At 68.6% G+C, this 17,735-nt stretch carries 17 protein-coding genes and 1 pseudogene; 11 read left to right on the forward strand and 7 right to left on the reverse strand.

What is annotated here, in order from left to right:
- Positions 1 to 225: 225 nt before the first annotated feature.
- Positions 226 to 1,122, reverse strand: coding sequence for a metal ABC transporter substrate-binding protein (locus MFF07_RS03445; protein WP_238230815.1), 897 nt, complete (start codon positions 1,120 to 1,122; stop codon positions 226 to 228).
- A gap of 239 nt (positions 1,123 to 1,361) precedes the next feature.
- Here MFF07_RS03445 and MFF07_RS03450 point away from each other — a divergent pair, with 239 nt between their 5' ends.
- From MFF07_RS03450 to MFF07_RS03475, 6 genes and pseudogenes are all read left to right on the forward strand, one after another.
- A complete protein-coding gene (locus MFF07_RS03450) occupies positions 1,362 to 1,889 on the forward strand; it encodes a Spy/CpxP family protein refolding chaperone (protein ID WP_238230707.1) in 528 nt (175 codons plus the stop codon).
- A 96-nt stretch (positions 1,890 to 1,985) separates the two neighbouring features.
- Positions 1,986 to 3,761 carry an ABC transporter ATP-binding protein gene (locus tag MFF07_RS03455; RefSeq protein WP_147821669.1) on the forward strand — a complete coding sequence of 592 codons (1,776 nt, stop codon included), beginning with the start codon at positions 1,986 to 1,988 and terminating at the stop codon, positions 3,759 to 3,761.
- A gap of 37 nt (positions 3,762 to 3,798) precedes the next feature.
- The gene (locus tag MFF07_RS03460) at positions 3,799 to 4,839 is read left to right on the forward strand and encodes an aldose epimerase family protein (RefSeq protein WP_147821671.1); all 1,041 of its coding nucleotides are present in this window, start codon (positions 3,799 to 3,801) and stop codon (positions 4,837 to 4,839) included.
- Positions 4,840 to 4,841: 2 nt separating this feature from the next.
- The gene (locus MFF07_RS03465) at positions 4,842 to 5,639 is read left to right on the forward strand and encodes an aminoglycoside adenylyltransferase domain-containing protein (RefSeq protein WP_147821672.1); all 798 of its coding nucleotides are present in this window, start codon (positions 4,842 to 4,844) and stop codon (positions 5,637 to 5,639) included.
- Positions 5,640 to 5,714: 75 nt separating this feature from the next.
- On the forward strand, positions 5,715 to 6,275 hold the full coding sequence (locus MFF07_RS03470) for a GbsR/MarR family transcriptional regulator (RefSeq protein WP_147821674.1): 561 nt from the start codon (positions 5,715 to 5,717) through the stop codon (positions 6,273 to 6,275).
- Between the two features lie 4 nt (positions 6,276 to 6,279).
- A pseudogene (locus MFF07_RS03475) lies at positions 6,280 to 6,966 on the forward strand (DUF4166 domain-containing protein).
- Between the two features lie 164 nt (positions 6,967 to 7,130).
- Here MFF07_RS03475 and rsfS read toward each other — a convergent pair.
- The 4 genes from rsfS to proB all read right to left on the reverse strand — a co-directional run bounded on the left by rsfS (position 7,131) and on the right by proB (position 10,907).
- Positions 7,131 to 7,463, reverse strand: coding sequence for a ribosome silencing factor (rsfS, locus tag MFF07_RS03480; RefSeq protein ID WP_373322242.1), 333 nt, complete (start codon positions 7,461 to 7,463; stop codon positions 7,131 to 7,133).
- A gap of 151 nt (positions 7,464 to 7,614) precedes the next feature.
- Positions 7,615 to 8,175 (reverse strand): nicotinate-nucleotide adenylyltransferase, encoded by a 561-nt coding sequence (locus tag MFF07_RS03485; RefSeq protein ID WP_238230821.1) that lies wholly within the window; start codon positions 8,173 to 8,175, stop codon positions 7,615 to 7,617.
- A 57-nt stretch (positions 8,176 to 8,232) separates the two neighbouring features.
- Complete coding sequence (locus tag MFF07_RS03490) at positions 8,233 to 9,534, reverse strand: glutamate-5-semialdehyde dehydrogenase (protein WP_238230708.1); 1,302 nt, start codon at positions 9,532 to 9,534, stop codon at positions 8,233 to 8,235.
- Between the two features lie 122 nt (positions 9,535 to 9,656).
- The gene (proB, locus tag MFF07_RS03495; protein WP_147813436.1) at positions 9,657 to 10,907 is read right to left on the reverse strand and encodes a glutamate 5-kinase; all 1,251 of its coding nucleotides are present in this window, start codon (positions 10,905 to 10,907) and stop codon (positions 9,657 to 9,659) included.
- Between the two features lie 157 nt (positions 10,908 to 11,064).
- Here proB and MFF07_RS03500 point away from each other — a divergent pair, with 157 nt between their 5' ends.
- Both MFF07_RS03500 and ccrA read left to right on the forward strand, forming a co-directional pair.
- Positions 11,065 to 12,537 (forward strand): catalase, encoded by a 1,473-nt coding sequence (locus MFF07_RS03500; RefSeq protein ID WP_238230711.1) that lies wholly within the window; start codon positions 11,065 to 11,067, stop codon positions 12,535 to 12,537.
- A 152-nt stretch (positions 12,538 to 12,689) separates the two neighbouring features.
- On the forward strand, positions 12,690 to 13,997 hold the full coding sequence (gene ccrA, locus MFF07_RS03505) for a crotonyl-CoA carboxylase/reductase (RefSeq protein WP_147813440.1): 1,308 nt from the start codon (positions 12,690 to 12,692) through the stop codon (positions 13,995 to 13,997).
- Between the two features lie 10 nt (positions 13,998 to 14,007).
- Here ccrA and MFF07_RS03510 read toward each other — a convergent pair whose 3' ends face one another.
- Positions 14,008 to 14,181 carry a hypothetical protein gene (locus MFF07_RS03510; RefSeq protein WP_187272385.1) on the reverse strand — a complete coding sequence of 58 codons (174 nt, stop codon included), beginning with the start codon at positions 14,179 to 14,181 and terminating at the stop codon, positions 14,008 to 14,010.
- 130 nt (positions 14,182 to 14,311) lie between these two features.
- Between MFF07_RS03510 and leuD the strand changes: the two genes are divergently transcribed.
- Positions 14,312 to 14,914 (forward strand): 3-isopropylmalate dehydratase small subunit, encoded by a 603-nt coding sequence (gene leuD, locus MFF07_RS03515; protein ID WP_147813442.1) that lies wholly within the window; start codon positions 14,312 to 14,314, stop codon positions 14,912 to 14,914.
- A gap of 137 nt (positions 14,915 to 15,051) precedes the next feature.
- On the forward strand, positions 15,052 to 16,239 hold the full coding sequence (locus MFF07_RS03520) for a lytic murein transglycosylase (RefSeq protein ID WP_147813444.1): 1,188 nt from the start codon (positions 15,052 to 15,054) through the stop codon (positions 16,237 to 16,239).
- Between the two features lie 116 nt (positions 16,240 to 16,355).
- Here the strand turns inward: MFF07_RS03520 and rplS are convergent, their stop codons facing one another.
- Positions 16,356 to 16,760, reverse strand: coding sequence for a 50S ribosomal protein L19 (gene rplS, locus MFF07_RS03525; RefSeq protein ID WP_147813446.1), 405 nt, complete (start codon positions 16,758 to 16,760; stop codon positions 16,356 to 16,358).
- Positions 16,761 to 17,070: 310 nt separating this feature from the next.
- Here rplS and MFF07_RS03530 point away from each other — a divergent pair, with 310 nt between their 5' ends.
- A complete protein-coding gene (locus MFF07_RS03530) occupies positions 17,071 to 17,637 on the forward strand; it encodes a NifU family protein (RefSeq protein ID WP_147813448.1) in 567 nt (188 codons plus the stop codon).
- Positions 17,638 to 17,735: the final 98 nt, after the last annotated feature.

A 17,735-nucleotide genomic window follows, 5' to 3' on the forward strand; every position in this document is an offset into this window, starting at 1 on the left:
ATCTATTTTCATCTGATACGAAGACGTGAAATTTCGGTGAATCATGCACCTTCTGCTTGTGTGGATGTGTCTGTGAGACGCAAATCCTCACCGCCTCTCGGAAAAATACTGCCTGGACAGGGAAATCGTTCTACTCGCTTTCAGCGAAGGCATCCGGGCCTCCACCCGCATCGTCGGCGCTCGACTGCGAATCGCAACGTCTTGGACGCGCGATGACGGAGGCGGCTACCCCAGCGCCTCGCGGAACGCCCGCAGGTTGGCGCGCATCATCGCGATGTAGTCCGGGGCAGGTCCGTCGGCTCCGCTCAGCGCATCCGAAAACACCTTGCCGCCGAGCTTTGCCCCGCTTTCGCGGGCGATCTGCTGCATCAGGCGCGGATCGGCGATGGATTCGAGGAAAACCGCCGGAATCTTCTGCTGGCGGATCTGCCGGATGATGCGGGCGACGTCCTTCGGGCCGGCCTCGCTCTCCGTCGAGACGCCCTGGGGCGCGATGAAGCGCAGGCCGTAGGCGTCGGTGTAGTAGCCGAAGGAATCGTGGTTGGTGATGATGCGCCGGCGTGCCTCGGGAATGCTGCGGATGGTCTCGCGGATCTCGGCATCGAGGGCGTCGAGCCTTTCGCAATAGGCCCTGGCGTTCTCCGCGTAGAGCGCGGCATGCGGCGCATCGATCCGCGAGAACCCGTCGCGGATCGCGGCGACGTAGAGCTTGACGTTGGCGACGCTCTGCCAGGCATGCGGGTCGGCGTGATCGTCCGCCGCGCCGTGGTCGTGCCCGTGGTCATGGCCTTGGTCGTGGGGGTCGCGCGAGCCGGCGATGGTCCTGGCGCCCTGCGAGGCGACGACCACCGGAGCCTTGGTGCCGGACGCCCGGATCAGCCGTTCGATCCAGCCCTCGAAGCCGAGGCCGTTGACGAACACGATGTCGGCGGCGGCGAGCCGCCGGGCATCCTCGGGGGCGGGGCTGAAGCTGTGCGCGTCCGCGTCCGGCCCGACGAGGCTCGTCACCTCCGCGCGCACGCCGCCGACCTGCCGCACGAGGTCGCCGAGGATCGAGAACGTCGCCACCGCCCTGATCCGGTCATCGGCCGAGGCGGCGGCCGGCACCAGCACGGCCAGCATCAGGAGCAGCCACGCCGCAGCCGGCCCGATCCGCGTTCGTCCGTTCGCCGTCATCGGTCCCTCTGCTCCCGTGGCATCGTGACCCTGTAATGTAACATTATCACACTGCCAATCCCGGTGCCGCGGTATCCCGGTTTGATTGTGAACCCTCGGCAATCCGCCGGACACATGCCGGATACACGGCCCTGCGTAGGATCCGGGCCTGGGTGGGGTCCCTTCTCGTGAGACGAGGTTCGGCCATGTCGAGACGTGTGATCGTTGCGGTTCTGCTGGCGGGGCTCGCCGGCGCGGGGGCGGTGGCCTCGGCGCGGGCTGGGGAGCTGCACGGCTGGGGCGGCCCGGGCCACGGGCACGGCCGCTGGAGCGCGCTCTCGCCGGAGGATCGCGAGGCCTTCGCCGACGCGCGCATCGCCGCGCTGCATGCCGGCATGAAACTCAACCCCGACCAGGACAAGCTCTGGCCGCCGGTGGAGACCGCCATCCGCGACCTCGCCCGCCAGCGCGAGACCCGGATGCAGGCCCGCCGCGCAGGCGGCCCGGCGACCGAGGACGCCCCGGCGCGCCTGCGCGGCATGGCCGACGCGGCCACCGCCCGCGGCGAGGCGCTCCGGAAGCTCGCCGACGCCACCGCGCCGCTCTACGCCACCCTCGACGACGGCCAGAAGCGCCGCGCCGCGATCCTGGCCCGCCCGATGCGCCCGCATGGCGGCGGCTGGCACCATCGCAAGGGCGAGCGCGACGGGCCGGGGGGCCGGGACGACGACTGATCTCTTCGGGTTTCGCTTGATCCTGCGGGACGGCGGCTGCACACACCGCTGGCCCTTCTCCCGTTGGGGCGGATCGACGGAAGATTTTGGACCGGCATGGCGCGGCGCCCGCTCCTGAGGGGCGACACCCTCCCTCTCCTGCGACGGCTCTGGCGCGAGTGGCTCTCGCCGCACCGGGCGACGCTCGCCGTCGTGCTGGTGCTGATCGCTATCGTCGGCGCGGCGACGGGCCTCTACCCGGCGCTGATCAAGGCCGCCTTCGACGCCTTCGACGCCAAGGACCAGCGGGCGCTGGCCTACGGGCCGCTCGTCGTCATCGTGGTCACCTCCGTGCGCGGTTTCGCCCTGTTCGGCCAGACCATCCTGACGAACCGCGTGGTGACGCGGGTCGAGGCGGATATGCAGGGGGCGCTCTACGCCCACCTGATCGAGGCCGACATGGCCCAGCTCGGGCGCGAGAGCGCCGCCTCGTTCACGCAGCGCTTCACTACGGATTTCGCCTTCATCAAGGAGGCGCTGACCCGCATCTCCACCGTGCTCCTGCGCGACATCGCCATGCTGATCGCGCTGGTGATCGCCCTGGTCTGGATGGACCCGGTCCTGACGCTGGTGGCCGGCATCACCGTGCCGTTCGTCGCCGGGCCGATCGGCCGCGTCGGCAAGAAGCTGCGCCACGTCTCTACCAACACGCAGGAGCAGATGGGGCTGATGGCGAGCCTCATCAGCGAGAGCCTGCAGGGCGCGCGCATCGCCAAGACCTATTCGCTGGAGGGCTACCTCAAGGGCCGCGCCTCGGACGCCCTCGACGAGGTCCGCCGGCTCAAGATGAAGGCGGCCAACGCCCGCGGCCGGCTCGACCCGCTGCTCGAGATCGGCGGCGGCTTCGCCGTCGCGGCCGTGCTGGTGATCGTCGGCCAGCGGGTCATGTCGGGCGAGAAGACCGTCGGCGATTTCACCGGCTACGTCGCCGCGCTACTGCTTGCCGCGCAGCCCGCCCGCGCGCTGGGCACCCTCAACGCCATCCTGCAGGAGGCCGCCGCCGCGCTCACCCGCTACTTCGCCCTGCTCGACGAACACCCGACCATCCGGGAGGCGCCGGACGCCGTGCCGCTGCGGGTGACGCAGGGCGAGATCACATTCGAAAACCTGCGCTTCCGCTACCGCGAGGACGCGCCGGCCCTGGAAGGCATTGACCTCACGGTGCGGGCCGGATCCACGACAGCGCTCGTCGGCCGCTCGGGCTCGGGAAAATCCTCGCTGCTCAACCTGGTGCCGCGTCTCTACGACGTCACCGACGGCCGCGTGCTCATCGACGGCCAGGACATCCGCGGCGTGACGATCGGTTCGCTGCGTGCCGCCGTCTCGGTGGTCTCGCAGGAGGTCGTGCTGTTCGACGACACCATCGCCGCCAATATCGGCTTCGGCCGGCCGGGGGCGAGCCGGACCGAGATCGAGGCCGCCGCCGAGGCCGCCGCCGCCCACGGCTTCGTCTCGCGCCTAAGCGAGGGCTACGACTTTCGCGTCGGCCCGGCGGGCGGGCGGCTCTCGGGGGGCGAGCGCCAGCGCATCTCCCTCGCCCGCGCCTTCCTCAAGGACGCGCCGATCCTGCTGCTCGACGAGGCGACCAGCGCCCTCGATTCCGAATCCGAGCAGCTCGTGCAGGAGGCCCTCGTCCGGCTGATGCGCGGCCGCACCACGCTGGTCATCGCCCACCGCCTCTCCACCGTGCGCGATGCCGGGCAGATCGCGGTGATGGAGGCCGGCCGGGTGATCGAGACGGGCACGCACGAGGCGCTGGTCGCAGCTGGCGGGACCTATGCCCGGCTGCACCGGCTGCAATTGTCGGATGAGCCGGTTCCGGCTGCGGTCTGAGCTTCGGGGACCGTCCACTCAGCGCCAGGAGAGACCGATGGCAGGCGAGATCTTCGGCAAGACCAAGGGCGGCGAGATCGTCACCCGCCTGACGCTGGAGCGCGGAAACTTTCGCGTCCAGATCCTCGATCTCGGCGGCATCGTCACCACGATCGAGACGCCGGACCGCGCGGGCCGGCTCGCCAACGTCGTGCTCGGGCTTGAGACGGTCGAGGGCTACGAAACGCTCAGCCCGCATTTCGGCGCGCTCGCCGGCCGCTACGCCAACCGCATCGCCAAGGGGCGCTTCAGCCTCGACGGGCAGGCCTACGAACTGCCGATCAACGACCCGCCGAACACCCTGCACGGCGGCGTGACCGGCTTCGCCAAGCGCCTGTTCCGGGTCCTGTCGGCGGATGCGGGGCGCGTCGTGCTGATGCGGCGCAGCCCCGACGGGGAGGAGGGCTTTCCCGGCAACCTCGACCTCGAAGTCGTCTACAGCCTGCCCGAGGACGGGGTGCTGCGCATCGACTATCGGGCCTGGACCGACAAGCCGACGCCGCTCAACCTGACCAACCACAGCTACTTCAACCTTGCCGGCGAAGGCTCCGGCGACGTGTTGGGCCACGTGGTCGAACTCGCCTCCGACGCCTACACGCCGACCGACGCGCACCAGATCCCCACCGGCGAGATCCGCTCCGTGCAGGGCACGCCCTTCGATTTTCGCACGGCCACGGCGCTCGGCGCGCGCATCCGCGACGATGACCCGCAGATCGTCTGGGCCAAGGGCTACGACCACAATTTCGTCGTCCGGGGACAGGCGGGCGTCCTGCGCCCCGCCGCCTCCTGCCTCGACCCGGTGAGCGGCCGCCGCCTCGACGTCGCCACCACGCAGCCGGCGCTGCAACTCTACACCGGCAACACCCTCGACGGCACACTCGCCGGCCCTTCGCGCCGCATCTACCGCTCCGGCGATGGCGTCTGCTTCGAGACCCAAGGTTTCCCCGACGCCCCGAACCACCCGGAATTTCCTTCCGCCGTACTGAGGCCGGGCGCCCCCTTTATGTCGACCTCGACCTATCGGTTCTCGGTGGCGTAGGCGTGGATGGGCTGCCGAGCTCCGTCACCGACACGGTCCGCGCCTATCTCGCGCGGGTCGACGGGGTGGCGCCCGGATTCGTCACGGGGCTGTACCTCGTCGGCTCCGTAGCCCTCGGCGATTATCGCGAGGGCATCAGCGACATCGATGTTGTCGCGCTGGTCCCGGCGGGGCCGAGCCTGGAGCAGCTGGATGGCCTCGCGCGCGTCCATGCCGAGATGGCGGCGCTGGCGCCGCCGTTCTTCGACGGGATCTATCTGACGCCGGACCGGCTCACCCGGATCCCGGGCGACATCGAATATGCGACCTTCGTCGTCGAGGGAGATCTTCAGGCGCAGGCGCGCTGCTTCGAGATCAATCCGTTGCTCTGGACGTGTCTCGCCCGGCACGGGATCACCGTCCGGGGACCCGAGCCGATACAGCTCGGCATCGCCAGCGATGCCGAGTCGACGCGGCGCTTCCAGATCGCCAACCTCAACAGCTACTGGATGGGCTGGATCGCGCAGGCCGAAGCAGCCCTGGCGCGCAAGCGCCCGGACGAGGACATGGCCGCATCCTCGTTCGGCTGGGGCGTGCTCGGCGTCACCCGGATCGCGCGCACCGTCGCCACCGGCGACATCGTCTCGAAGACCGAGGCCGGCCGCTGGGCCCTGCGGACCTATCCGCCGGACTGGCGGCCCGTGATCGAGGACGCCCTGCTGGCACGTGAGGGACGTCTCGACCGCATGGCGCCCGACCGGTTCGCGCGATCCGTCGATTACATCCGCTTCGTAATCGCGGGCGTCGGCGAGACGCGCTGACGGCCGGATCTACCGGTAGGGTGGTCGGCGCACGACCGCTTGACATGGCACTCGATCCGGTCTGTTATTTCTGTCATGACAGAAATAACAGACGTCCCATCCAAGCTGCCGGCCGCGATCGAAGGCTTCGTGATGCACTGGGGCAATCTCGGTGGGCAATGGGGCGTGAACCGCTCCGTCGCGCAGATCCATGCGCTGCTCTACCTCTCCGAGAAGCCGCTGACGGCCGAGGAGATCGCCGACGCGCTCGGCATCGCGCGCTCCAACGTCTCGAACTCGCTGAAGGAACTCACCGGCTGGAACCTGATCCGGCGGGTCCCGGTGGCCGGCGACCGGCGCGATCATTTCGTCGCCGAGACCGACCTGTGGGAGATGGCGACGCGCATCGCCGCCGGCCGCAAGGAGCGCGAGATCGATCCGGCCATCGCGGCGCTCCGCGTCTGCGCGGTCCAGGCCGAGGACGATCCCGCTGTCGGCGCCGTGGCGCGGCGGCGGCTGAATGCGATGCTCGATTTCACGCAGACCATGGAGGGCTGGTACGCGCAGATGCTGCATGTGCCGCACGGGACGCTGGCCAAGCTGATCCGGCTCGGCAGCCGCATCGTGAAGTTCCTGCCCTCTAAGCCGGAGGGCTGACCCGATGACAGCCCTCGCAAGATCCCGGCCGCTCCCGTCCGCCGCCGCGCCCGCGCCGACCGACCTCCTCGACCTGCGCTTCCGGGCCCTGATCTCCGACGCGCAGTGGAACACGCTGCCGCCGGCCGTGCGCCGCCGCTTCTCGAAGCGCCTGCCGCAGAGCGCCAGCGCCGTTTATGCCGGGCATGTCGTCGCCACGCGGATGAGCGTCGCCGGATGGCTGCTGGCGCAGGCGGCGCGCGGCGTCGGCGCGCCGCTGCCAGTCTCGCGCGCGGCCGGCATGGCGAGCGTCGTCTCGGTCACCGAAGACCCGCGCCGCGGCGGGTAGATCTGGACGCGGCTCTACGCCCGGCCCCGCGGCTTTCCGCAGATGATCCACTCGGCCAAGCGCTTCGCCGGTCCGACTGGCCTCGAAGAGCATGTCGGCGCGGGGCTCGGCATGTCGCTGACGGTCGCGGTAGAAGACGGCGCCCTGGTGTTTCGCAGCCGCCGCTATTTCTGGGATGGTCTGGGTGTGCGGCTCCACCTGCCGCGCTGGCTGTCGCCGGGCGCGTTGTGCGTCAGCCATGCCGAGACGGAGGGGGGCACGTTCCGCTTCGTCCTCGACCTGCGCCACCCGCTGCTCGGCCTGCTGATCCGTCAGGAGGCGGAGTTCCGGGACAGCGTGGCTTCGGGTGGAGCCGGATGCTGAACGACCTTCGTCGTACTTCCGGGGCCGCGAAGCGGAACCCCGGCGCGATGGCCGGCGGTCGCATCGCGCATGGATTCCGGGTTCTCGCCTCTGGCGACCCCGGACTGACGGTGAGGTGAACGTATGCAGCCGCCGATCCCTGCGCCGCGCGAACCTGCGAAAAATCAGCCGCCGAGATGCGCCGAGGGACGGTCCTCGCCCCAGATCTTCTCGAGGTTGTAGAAGCCGCGCACTTCCGGCCGGAAGATGTGGACCAGGAGGTCGCCGGCATCGATCAGCACCCAGTCGCAGGCGGGCATGCCCTCGACGCGGGCGGTGCCGTAGCCCTTGGCCTTGAGATCCTGGAGGATCTTGTCGGCGATGGCGCCGACATGGCGCTGGGAGCGGCCCGAGGCGATGATCATCGTGTCGGCGAGCGAGGTCTTGCCCGCGAGATCGATGGCGATGGTCTCTTCGGCCTGCATGTCGTCGAGGCACCCGAGCGCGAGGGCCTTCAGAGCGTCGGAGCCGTCGGCTCCCTGGGTGTCGTGATCGCTCAGCGGATCGGTTCCTGATTCTGGCGCGGCCTCGTCCGAGGCGGCTCTCGTCTTACACGAAAACGTGAGGGTTCGTCCGCCGATGTCAATGGTGCGGACTGATGGACCCCTCTCATACACGCTTCCGCAGCGCCGTCGATGACAGGGACGAGCGTGGGCCATGCAGGAAGACCCAGGCCGGCGGCGCATGCTCCGCCAGCAGCGGCGCATCGGTCTCGTCGATGCGCCAGCGCGCCAGCGCCCGCGCGCCCGGGGCGTTGGGTGCCGCGAGGGTGTGGCCGGGGCGGTCGATCACCGCGATCGGCATCAGCGACGCGATCTCGCGGAACCGCTCCCAGCGATGGAAGCTCGTCAGCGAGTCGGCGCCCATGATCCAGACGAAGCGCAGGGCCGGACGGCGCAGGCGCAGCCAGCGCAGGGTCTCGACGGTGTAGCGCGCGCCGATCGCCGCCTCGAAGCCCGTCACCGCGATGCGCGGATTATCGGCCACGGTTCCGGCGATTGCGAGCCGCTCAGACAACGGCGCGAGTTCACGACGATCCTTCAGCGGATTGCCGGGCGTCGCCAGCCACCAGACCCGGTCGAGCCGCAGCCGTTTCAGGGCCATGCGGCTGACATGCAGGTGGCCGGCATGGGCCGGGTTGAACGAGCCTCCGTACAGGCCGATCCGCATGCCGGGGGCGGCCGGCGGCAGCTTTGGCGGGTCCATCCTCGGCCGGTCCGGCGCGGCTCAGACCGGGCGCGTCTGTCCGCTGCCGTGGACGCGGTACTTGAACGTCGTCAGCTGCTCGACGCCGACCGGGCCGCGCGCATGCATCCGCCCGGTGGCGATGCCGATCTCGGCGCCGAAGCCGAACTCGCCGCCGTCAGCGAACTGCGTCGAGGCGTTGTGCGTGACGATGGCGGAATCGACCTCGGCGAGGAAGCGGGCCGCCGCCTCCTTGTCCTCGGTGACGATCGCGTCGGTGTGGTGCGAGCCGTGGTTCTCGATGTGCTCGATCGCGGCGTCGAGCCCGTCGATCACCCGCGCCGAAATGATCGCATCGAGATATTCGGTGCGCCAGTCGGCCTCGTCCGCGGCGGTCACGCGGGGGTCGGCCGCCATCGTCGCCGCATCGCCGCGCACCGCGCAGCCGGCATCGAGCAGCGCCGCGATCAGGGGCGCCAGGTGCGTTTCGGCGACCGCACGATCGACCAGCAGCGTCTCGGCCGCGCCGCAGACGCCGGTGCGGCGCATCTTGCTGTTGAGGAGGAGATTGCGGGCCATGTCGAGATCGGCGCTCGCTCCGACATAGACGTGGTTGATGCCGTCGAGATGGGCGAAGACCGGGAGGCGCGCCTCGGCCTGGACCCGCTCGACGAGGCTGCGCCCGCCGCGGGGCACGATCACGTCGAGGCAGCCGTCGAGACCGGTGAGCATCAGGCCGACTGCGGCGCGGTCGCGGGTCGGCACAAGCTGGATCGCATCGGGCGGCAGGCCGGTTTGCGCCAAGCCCTCGCTCATGGCGCGGGCGATGACGGTGGCGGTGCGGTGCGAATCCGAGCCTGCCCGCAGGATCGCGGCGTTGCCGGCCTTGAGGCAGAGTGCGCCGGCGTCGGCCGTGACGTTCGGGCGGCTCTCGAAGATCACGCCGACGACGCCGAGCGGCACCGAGATGCGCTCGATCAGGAGGCCGTTCGGCCGCTCGAAGGCCGCGAGTTGGCGCCCGACCGGATCGGCCAGCGCGCCGACCTGCGCCACCGCCTCGGCGATGCCGGCGACGCGCCGCTCGTCGAGGGTGAGCCGGTCGATCAGCGCCTTGCTCTGCCCGGCGGCCTTGGCGGCGCCGACGTCCCGCGCGTTCTCGCGCAGAATCTCGGCGGCGTTGGCGCGGATGCGCTCCGAGATGGCGCGCAGCGCGATGTCCTTGGTGTGCGCCGAGGCGAGCGCCATGCCGCGCGCGGCGGCCCGCGCCCGGCGGCCGATCGCGGCCATCAGAGTCGGCAGGTCGTCGGAATCCGAGAACTCCGACCGGAGGTTCAAGACAGGCACGATTCCGTTTCCGTCATCGGGAATGCGCGCGGGGCGCAGGATACTCTCGACGACTCATCGCATGCCGGGCGATTCCGAAACAAGCGCCGGCGTGCCCGGTTCGGATAAGGCGGCCGCCGCGATCAGATCGGATCGAACGATCCGGCGGTGGCGAGGTCGTCGCGGTGGACGATCTCGGCTCTGCCGGAATAGCCGAGCAGTCCTTCGATCTCGCGGCTCGGCCGGCCGATGATGCGCCGGGCCTCGCCGCTGTCGAAGCCGACGAGCCCGCGGCCGAGCAGGCGGCCGGAACGGTCGCGGATCAGCACCGCGTCGCCCTTGCCGAAGGCGCCCTCGACCGCCGTCACGCCCACCGGCAGCAGGCTCGCGCCGCTTTGGAGCGCGCGGGCCGCGCCGTCGTCGATGACCAGCGTGCCGCTCGGTTCCAGCGCGCCCGCGATCCAGGTTTTTCGCGCAGCCGTCGGGGTGGAGCCGGACAGGAACCAGGAGCAGCGCCCGCCCTCGCGGATCGCACGCAGCGGATTTTTTCCGCGCCCGTCGGCGATGACCATGTGGGTGCCGCCCGAGACCGCGATCTTGGCCGCCTCGACCTTGGTGCGCATGCCGCCGCGCGACAGCTCCGAGGCCGGGCCGCCGGCCATGGCCTCGATCTCCGGGGTGATCCGGTCGATCACGGCGAGGTGCCGGGCGGCCGGATCGGTGTGCGGCGGCGCGGTGTAGAGCCCGTCGATGTCGGAAAACAGCACCAGCACGTCGGCGCCGATCATGGTGGCGACGCGGGCGGCGAGGCGGTCGTTGTCGCCGTAGCGGATCTCGACGGTGGCGACCGTGTCGTTCTCGTTGACGACGGGCACCGCGCGGACTTCCAAGAGTTTTTGCACGGTGGCGCGGGCGTTGAGGTAGCGGCGGCGCTCCTCGGTGTCCTTCGGCGTGACCAGGATCTGGCCGGCGACGATGTCGTGGTGCCCGAGCGCCTCGGTCCAGTGTCGCGCCAGCGCGATCTGCCCGACGGCGGCCGAGGCCTGGCTCTCCTCCAGCCGCAGCACGCCGGGCGGCAGGCCGAGCACGGTGCGCCCGAGTGCGATCGCGCCGGAGGAGACCACGACGACGTCGACGCCGCCCGCATGAAGCTCGGCGATGTCCTCAGCGAGCGCCGCGAGCCAGGCATGGCGCAGGCGGCCGCGCGCCCGGTCGACGAGCAGGGCCGAACCGACCTTCAGGACGACGCGGCGGAAATCTTCGATGGCGGGTGTCGACACGGGCAGGGCGCGGCAGGAGCGGACGATGCGACCCGTTTGCACCAACGGCACAAGCTTGAACAGGCGGGAGACTTCGGTCGTGTCCCGAGGTGCGGTGTCGGGCTCCGGCTTCATGACCGGAAGCCACGGTTGAGGAGTCGGGAGATCAGCGACGAGATCCGCTGTTTCGAACGGCTCCAAACGCGATCCCGTGCGTTGCACGCGGACGATCGTGTCGTGCGCAACCCGCGCCGCCACCGGTCGAATACGTATGAGCACGGAGAGGAACGCGATGGCAGACCAAAGCCCGCGACTGACGACGGCCTTCGGAAACCCGGTTTCCGACAACCAGAATTCCATCACGGCGGGCTCGCGCGGGCCGGTCCTGATGCAGGACTACCACCTCATCGAGAAGATGGCGCATTTCAACCGGGAGCGGATTCCGGAGCGCGTCGTCCACGCCAAGGGCTACGGCGCCTACGGCACCTTCCGGCTGACCAAGAGCCTGGAGCAGTATACCCGCGCCAAGGTGCTGACCGAGGTCGGCAAGGAGGTGCCGATGGTCGCCCGTTTCTCGACGGTGGGCGGCGAATCCGGCTCTGCCGACACGGCCCGCGACCCACGCGGCTTCGCCCTCAAGTTCTACACGGAGGAGGGCAACTGGGATCTCGTCGGCAACAACACGCCGATCTTCTTCGTGCGCGACGCGATCAAGTTCTCGGACTTCATCCGCACCCAGAAGCGCGACCCGCGCACCCACCTGAAGCCGCATTGGCGCCGCTGGGACTTTTGGGGCCTGAGCCCCGAGGCGATCCACCAGGTGATGTTCCTGTACTCGGACCGCGGCACCCCGAAATCCGCCCGTTTCATGAACGGCTACGGCTCGCACACCTATTCGCTCTGGAACGACAAGGGCGAGCGCTACTGGGTGAAGTTCCACTTCCACACCAAGCAGGGCATCCAGAACTTTTCGTCCGCCGAGGCCGACAAGATCGCCGGCGAGGACCCGGACTACTCTGCCGCCGATCTCTCGACCGCGATCGAGAAGAGCGAATTCCCGAAATGGCGGGTCGACGTGCAGATCATGCCCGAGGCCGATGCCGACACGTATCAGATCAACCCGTTCGACCTCACCAAGGTCTGGCCGCATAGCGACTACCCGCTGATCGAGATCGGCGAGATGGAGCTGAACCGGAACCCCGAAAACTACTTCGCGGAGATCGAACAGTCGGCCTTCGAGCCGTCGAACATCGTGCCCGGCATCGGCTTCTCGCCGGACAAGATGCTGCAGAACCGGGTGCTCTCCTACGCCGACGCCCACCGCTACCGGCTTGGCGTGAATTATCAGCAGATCCCGGTGAACCAGGCCAAGAAAGCCGCCGTGCAGACCTATCATCGCGACGGCACCATGCGGACGGACGGCAACCACGGCGCACAGGTCGATTACGAGCCGAATTCCTTCGGGGGGCCGAAGCAGGATCCGTCCTTCGCCGAACCGCCGCTGCGTCTGAAGGGCGATGCCGGCCGCTACGGCTGGCCGGGGGACGACGAGGATCTCTACGGGCAGCCCAAGATCTTCTGGACCAAGGTGCTCGACGACGGCGGCCGCCAGCGGCTCGTCGACAACATCGTCGATTCGATGGGCGACAGCCCGCGCCACATCCAGGATCGCATGATCGCGCACTGGTACAAGGTGCATCCCGACTTCGGTCAGGGCGTCGCCAAGGGCCTCGGGATCGACGCGGGCCGGGTCGCCGCCGAGTAGGGTTTCGACCATAATTTTGAATGCAGAAGGGCGCCGGTCTCCATCGGCGCCTTTTTACGTGGATTACCGCATGATCTTGGCCTTTCGGCCCACTTGGAGGCCCCAGGGAACGTCGCTATAGCGTCGCAAAACCCACACCAAGGAGTGCCACGATGGCATCGAGCGCAGCGGTTACCCCGGCCGGAAAAGGCGGGACCGTGGAAATCAAGGACCTCTACGACCTCGGCGAGGTTCCGCCGCTCGGCCACGTGCCGGCCAACATGTATGCCTGGGTGGTCCGCAAGGAGCGCCACGGGCCGCCGGAGAGCGCCAACAAGGTCGAGGTCGTTCCGACCTGGGACATCGGCGACGACGACGTGCTGGTCTACGTCATGGCCGCCGGCATCAACTACAACCACGTCTGGGGCTCGCTCGGAGAGCCGGTCTCGCCGATGGATTCGCACAAGTGCGATATCCACATCGGCGGCTCGGACGCGTCGGGCATCGTCTGGGCGGTCGGCCGCAAGGTGAAGTTGTGGAAGGTCGGTGACGAGGTCGTCATCCACTGCAACCAGGACGACGGCGACGACGAAGAGTGCAACGGCGGCGACCCGATGTTCTCGAACTCCCAGCGCATCTGGGGCTACGAGACGCCGGACGGCTCCTTCGCGCAGTTCTGCCGGGTGCAGTCGCGCCAGCTGATGCCGCGCCCCAAGCACCTGACCTGGGAAGAGGCCGCCTGCTACACGCTGACCCTCGCCACCGCCTACCGCATGCTGTTCGGCCACCCGCCGCACCAGCTGAAGCCCTCCGACAACGTGCTGGTCTGGGGCGCTTCCGGCGGTCTTGGCGTGTTCGCCGTCCAGCTCATCGCGGCCTCCGGCGGCAACGCCATCGGCGTGATCTCGGACGAGTCGAAGCGCGACTACGTCATGAGCCTCGGCGCCAAGGGCGTGATCAACCGCAAGGACTTCGACTGCTGGGGCCAGATGCCCAAGGTCGGCACGCCCGAGTACAACACCTGGCTCAAGGAAGCCCGCAAGTTCGGCAAGGCGATCTGGGAGATCACCGGCAAGGGCAAGGACGTCGACATGGTGTTCGAGCACCCGGGCGAGTCGACCTTCCCGGTCTCCTGCCTCGTGGTGAAGCGCGGCGGCATGGTCGTGTTCTGCGCCGGCACCACCGGCTACAACATCACCTTCGACGCCCGCTACGTCTGGATGCGCCAGAAGCGCATTCAGGGCTCGCACTTCGCCCACCTCAAGCAGGCCTCGGCCGCCAACCGCTTCGTGATCGACCAGCGCGTCGACCCCTGCATGAGCGAGGTCTACCCCTGGGAGAAGATCCCGGCGGCGCATACCCTGATGTGGGAGAACAAGCATCCGCCCGGCAACATGGCGGTGCTCGTCAACGCGACGAAGGCGGGCCTGCGCACCGTCGACGACGTGATCGAGGCCGGGCCGAAGAAGGCCGAGGTCTGATCGACTCCGCTCACCTGCCCTTGGCATCCGAGGGCAGGTGACGCTTGTAGGTCTCTTCCTGGTCCTGGCGATGCTGGATCAGGTCCGCATAGGCCTGCTTGGCTTCCGGCGACATCGTGACCCTCCGGCCCTTGTCGCCCTTGCGCTTGGGCGCCTTCTTGAAGGTGTTGGTCGTGTCGTTCATGGCCGCCCTGTCCGTTCCGGTGGCGCGACCATAGTCGGGCAATGCGACGAGCGCGAGGCGCGCCTTCCGAGCGAGCGCTGCTGCTGATAGAACCACGTCAATTCTGGCTCATCGGCAAGCTTGCAAAACAATGGACAAATTCACGACCCTGGAGGGCGTCGCGGCGCCCATGCGGATCATCAACGTCGACACCGACCGCATCATTCCGAAGCAGTACCTGAAGACGATCAAGCGCACCGGCCTCGGCAAGGGCCTGTTCTCCGAGATGCGCTATCGCGACGACGGCTCGGAGAACCCGGACTTCGTCCTCAACAAGCCGGCCTATCGGCAGTCGAAGATTCTGGTCTGCGGCGACAATTTCGGCTGCGGCTCGTCGCGCGAGCATGCGCCCTGGGCGCTGGCCGATTTCGGCATCCGCTGCGTGATCTCGACGAGCTTCGCCGACATCTTCTTCAACAATTGCGCCAAGAACGGCATCCTGGCGATCGTGGTCTCGCCCGAAGACCTCGAGAAACTGTTCGAGGATGCCGAGCGCGGTTCCAACGCGACGCTGACCGTCGACCTCGCCGCCCAGACCATCAAGGGGCCGGATGGCGGCACGCTGCATTTCGACATCGACGCAGGCCGCAAGCACAGCCTGCTCAACGGCCTCGACGAGATCGGCCTGACGATGCAGCGCGGTGCGGCGATCGACGGCTACGAGGCACGGCAGGCCGAGCGGGGTTGGGCATAAGGCGAAGGCCTCGTTACGAAGTCTTTACCATCCGGGCGCCTTAAATCTGCGAAATCGCCAGCGCATCATCCGACGAACTGGGTTCCGGTTCGTCGTCGAATGCCGCGGCGAAAGCAGAGCCGGCAGGAGACGCTCCGATGACCTCGCGCGCCACGTTCACCGCCCTCGTCTGTCTCGCAGGCGTCGCCACCACCGGTGCGGCCCGCGCCGACTTCGACAGCTGCCTCGCCGGCATCCAGAGCCAGGCTGCGGCGGCCGGCGTCTCGGCACAGGCGTTTCGTGCCGCAACCAATGGCATCGTCTACGACGACAAGGTCATCGAGCTCTCGCAGAAGCAGCCCGAGTTCAAGACGCCGATCTGGGACTACATGGCGGCGCTCGTCGACGACGAGCGCGTCGAGGACGGCAAGGCCGCCATGCGTCGCAACGCGCAGGCGCTGGCGACGGCCGAGCAGCGCTACGGCGTCGACCGCCACGTCATCGCCGCCGTCTGGGGCGTCGAGTCGAATTTCGGCAAGAACCTCGGCACGATGCCGCTGGTGCAGTCGCTTGCGACGCTCGCCTGCTCGGGCAACCGCCGCCGCGACTTCTTTCGCGGCGAGCTGTTGGCGACGCTGAAGATCATCGAGCGCGGCGACATCGAACCCTCGCGCCTCACCGGCTCCTGGGCCGGCGCCTTCGGCCAGACCCAGTTCATGCCCTCGACCTATCAGCGCCTCGCGGTCGACCTCGACGGCGACGGCCGCCGCGACGTGGTGGATTCCACCGCCGACGCCGTCGGCTCCACCGCCAATTTTTTACGCGCCGCGAAATGGTCCAATGGCATGGGCTGGGGCTACGAGGTGAAGCTGCCGCGCGGCTTCAACACCTCCGCCGCCGGCCGCACCCGCAAGCATCCGGTCGGGCACTGGAGCTCGCTCGGCGTGACCAAGATCGACGGCAGCGCGCTCAGCGCTTCCGGCCCGGTCGGCATCCTGGCGCCGGCCGGCGCCAACGGGCCGGCCTTCCTGGTGACGAAGAACTTCGACTCGATCTATTCCTACAATGCCGCCGAGTCCTATGGGCTGGCCATTGCCGTCCTCTCCGACCGCCTGCGTGGCCGGGCCGGCGTCCAGGCCGCGTGGCCGACCGACGACCCGCCGCTGTCGCGCGCCGAGCGCCGCGACCTGCAGGTCCGGCTCACCCAGAAGGGCTTCGACGTCGGCGAGCCGGACGGCAAGGTCGGCGAGAAGACGCGGCAGGCGATCAAGGAAGTCGAGCGCAGCCTCGGCATGCCGTTGACGGGACGGCCGGGCGGCAAGGTGCTGCAGGCCTTGGGGGGCTGAGGCCCAGCCAGGCTACTGTTCGGATGTCAGCTCCGATCACGCAAAAGCCCGCTCCGAAGTATCGGAGCGGGCTTTTGAATTTTCGATAGGAAGCCCGCCAAGGCGAGCTCCAAAAATTACTCGGCGGCGGTGGGGGCTGCAGCCTTCTGAGCGCCCTTGGCCCGCGTCCGGTCGACCCGCTCGACGATGCGGGCGGACTTACCGCGGCGGTCGCGCAGGTAGTAGAGCTTGGCGCGGCGGACCTTGCCGCGACGGACCACCTTGATCGAGTCGATCATCGGGGAATGCACCGGGAAGACGCGCTCGACGCCCTCGCCGTAGGAGATCTTGCGGACGGTGAAGCTCTCGTTGAGCCCGCCGCCGGAGCGCGCGATGCAGACGCCCTCGTAGGCCTGGACGCGAGTGCGCTCGCCTTCCTTGACCTTCACGTTCACGCTGAGCGTGTCGCCTGCCTGGAAGTCGGGAATGGTCTTGGCGAGACGAGCAACTTCTTCCTGCTCGAGCTGCTGGATGATGTTCATAGACATAGCTCCGGCCGTTGAGCCGCATCGTCCCGGATGGACGACGGGCGTCAGGATTTCGGCATCCTGTTGTGAGTTGGGCTGGCCCATACAGGAGGCGGGGGCCGTTGTCACGCCGGGCTACCGCGCCTCACCGGGTCGCCGTAGCGCTTCCCGACCGCCCGTATGCCACCGCGGAGCACGGGACGCGCACCTCCCGCTGTTGAGAAACGCGCGATTCGAGTCCACATGGAGTACGGTGCCGGATCGCTCCGGTGCCGTTCCCGGCCGGCCTTGAACCGGCGCCAGCGGACGAGGATTTCGCAGAGCCATGTTCATCCAGACCGAAGCCACCCCCAATCCGGCCACCCTCAAGTTCCTGCCCGGCCGCGTCGTGCTGTCCGAATCGACCTTCGAAGCGAAGGATGCCGGGAGCGCCGCGCGCTCGCCGCTTGCGACCACGCTGTTTGCCGTGCCCGGCGTCTCCGGCGTCTATTTCGGGCATGATTTCATCTCGGTGACCAAGGCCGAGGGCGAGAGCGAGTGGCCGCAGGTGAAGCCCGCCGTGCTCGGCGCGATCATGGAGCATTTCCAGTCCGGCGCGCCGGTCATGGCCGAGGGCACGGTGCTCAGCGAGACCTCCGAGGAGGAGTTCTACGACGAGGCCGACCACGACACCGTCGTCACCATCAAGGACCTGCTCGAGACCCGCGTGCGCCCGGCCGTGGCCAGCGACGGCGGCGACATCACCTTCCGCGGCTACAAGGAAGGCGTGGTCTACCTCGAGATGAAGGGCGCCTGTTCCGGCTGCCCGTCCTCCACCGCGACCCTGCGCCAGGGCGTGCAGAACCTGTTCCGCCACTTCCTGCCGAGTGTGCGCGAAGTCCAGGCGATCTGATTTTTTTCGGGCAGTCGGGCAACACTGCCCCGACAAATCACGCTTCATCGGCCGCCCCGCACTGACGGGGCGGCCGTTTGTGTCTTAAACGTGATCGC

The sequence above is a fragment of the Methylobacterium thuringiense genome, assembly GCF_022179645.1.
Taxonomy (GTDB): Bacteria; Pseudomonadota; Alphaproteobacteria; order Rhizobiales; family Beijerinckiaceae; genus Methylobacterium; species Methylobacterium thuringiense.

Excerpts from the sequence above, each read along its gene's own strand:
- proB (WP_147813436.1), bottom strand. The coding sequence starts at position 10,907 with ATGAAGCCGGAGCCCGACACCGCACCTCGGGACACGACCGAAGTCTCC.
- ccrA (WP_147813440.1), top strand. The coding sequence starts at position 12,690 with ATGGCATCGAGCGCAGCGGTTACCCCGGCCGGAAAAGGCGGGACCGTG.
- MFF07_RS03470 (WP_147821674.1), top strand. The coding sequence starts at position 5,715 with ATGACAGAAATAACAGACGTCCCATCCAAGCTGCCGGCCGCGATCGAA.
- MFF07_RS03500 (WP_238230711.1), top strand. The coding sequence starts at position 11,065 with ATGGCAGACCAAAGCCCGCGACTGACGACGGCCTTCGGAAACCCGGTT.
- MFF07_RS03460 (WP_147821671.1), top strand. The coding sequence starts at position 3,799 with ATGGCAGGCGAGATCTTCGGCAAGACCAAGGGCGGCGAGATCGTCACC.
- MFF07_RS03455 (WP_147821669.1), top strand. The coding sequence starts at position 1,986 with ATGGCGCGGCGCCCGCTCCTGAGGGGCGACACCCTCCCTCTCCTGCGA.
- MFF07_RS03445 (WP_238230815.1), bottom strand. The coding sequence starts at position 1,122 with ATGCTGGCCGTGCTGGTGCCGGCCGCCGCCTCGGCCGATGACCGGATC.
- leuD (WP_147813442.1), top strand. The coding sequence starts at position 14,312 with ATGGACAAATTCACGACCCTGGAGGGCGTCGCGGCGCCCATGCGGATC.
- MFF07_RS03510 (WP_187272385.1), bottom strand. The coding sequence starts at position 14,181 with ATGAACGACACGACCAACACCTTCAAGAAGGCGCCCAAGCGCAAGGGC.
- rplS (WP_147813446.1), bottom strand. The coding sequence starts at position 16,760 with ATGAACATCATCCAGCAGCTCGAGCAGGAAGAAGTTGCTCGTCTCGCC.
- MFF07_RS03530 (WP_147813448.1), top strand. The coding sequence starts at position 17,071 with ATGTTCATCCAGACCGAAGCCACCCCCAATCCGGCCACCCTCAAGTTC.
- MFF07_RS03485 (WP_238230821.1), bottom strand. The coding sequence starts at position 8,175 with ATGCGGATCGGCCTGTACGGAGGCTCGTTCAACCCGGCCCATGCCGGC.
- MFF07_RS03520 (WP_147813444.1), top strand. The coding sequence starts at position 15,052 with ATGACCTCGCGCGCCACGTTCACCGCCCTCGTCTGTCTCGCAGGCGTC.
- MFF07_RS03450 (WP_238230707.1), top strand. The coding sequence starts at position 1,362 with ATGTCGAGACGTGTGATCGTTGCGGTTCTGCTGGCGGGGCTCGCCGGC.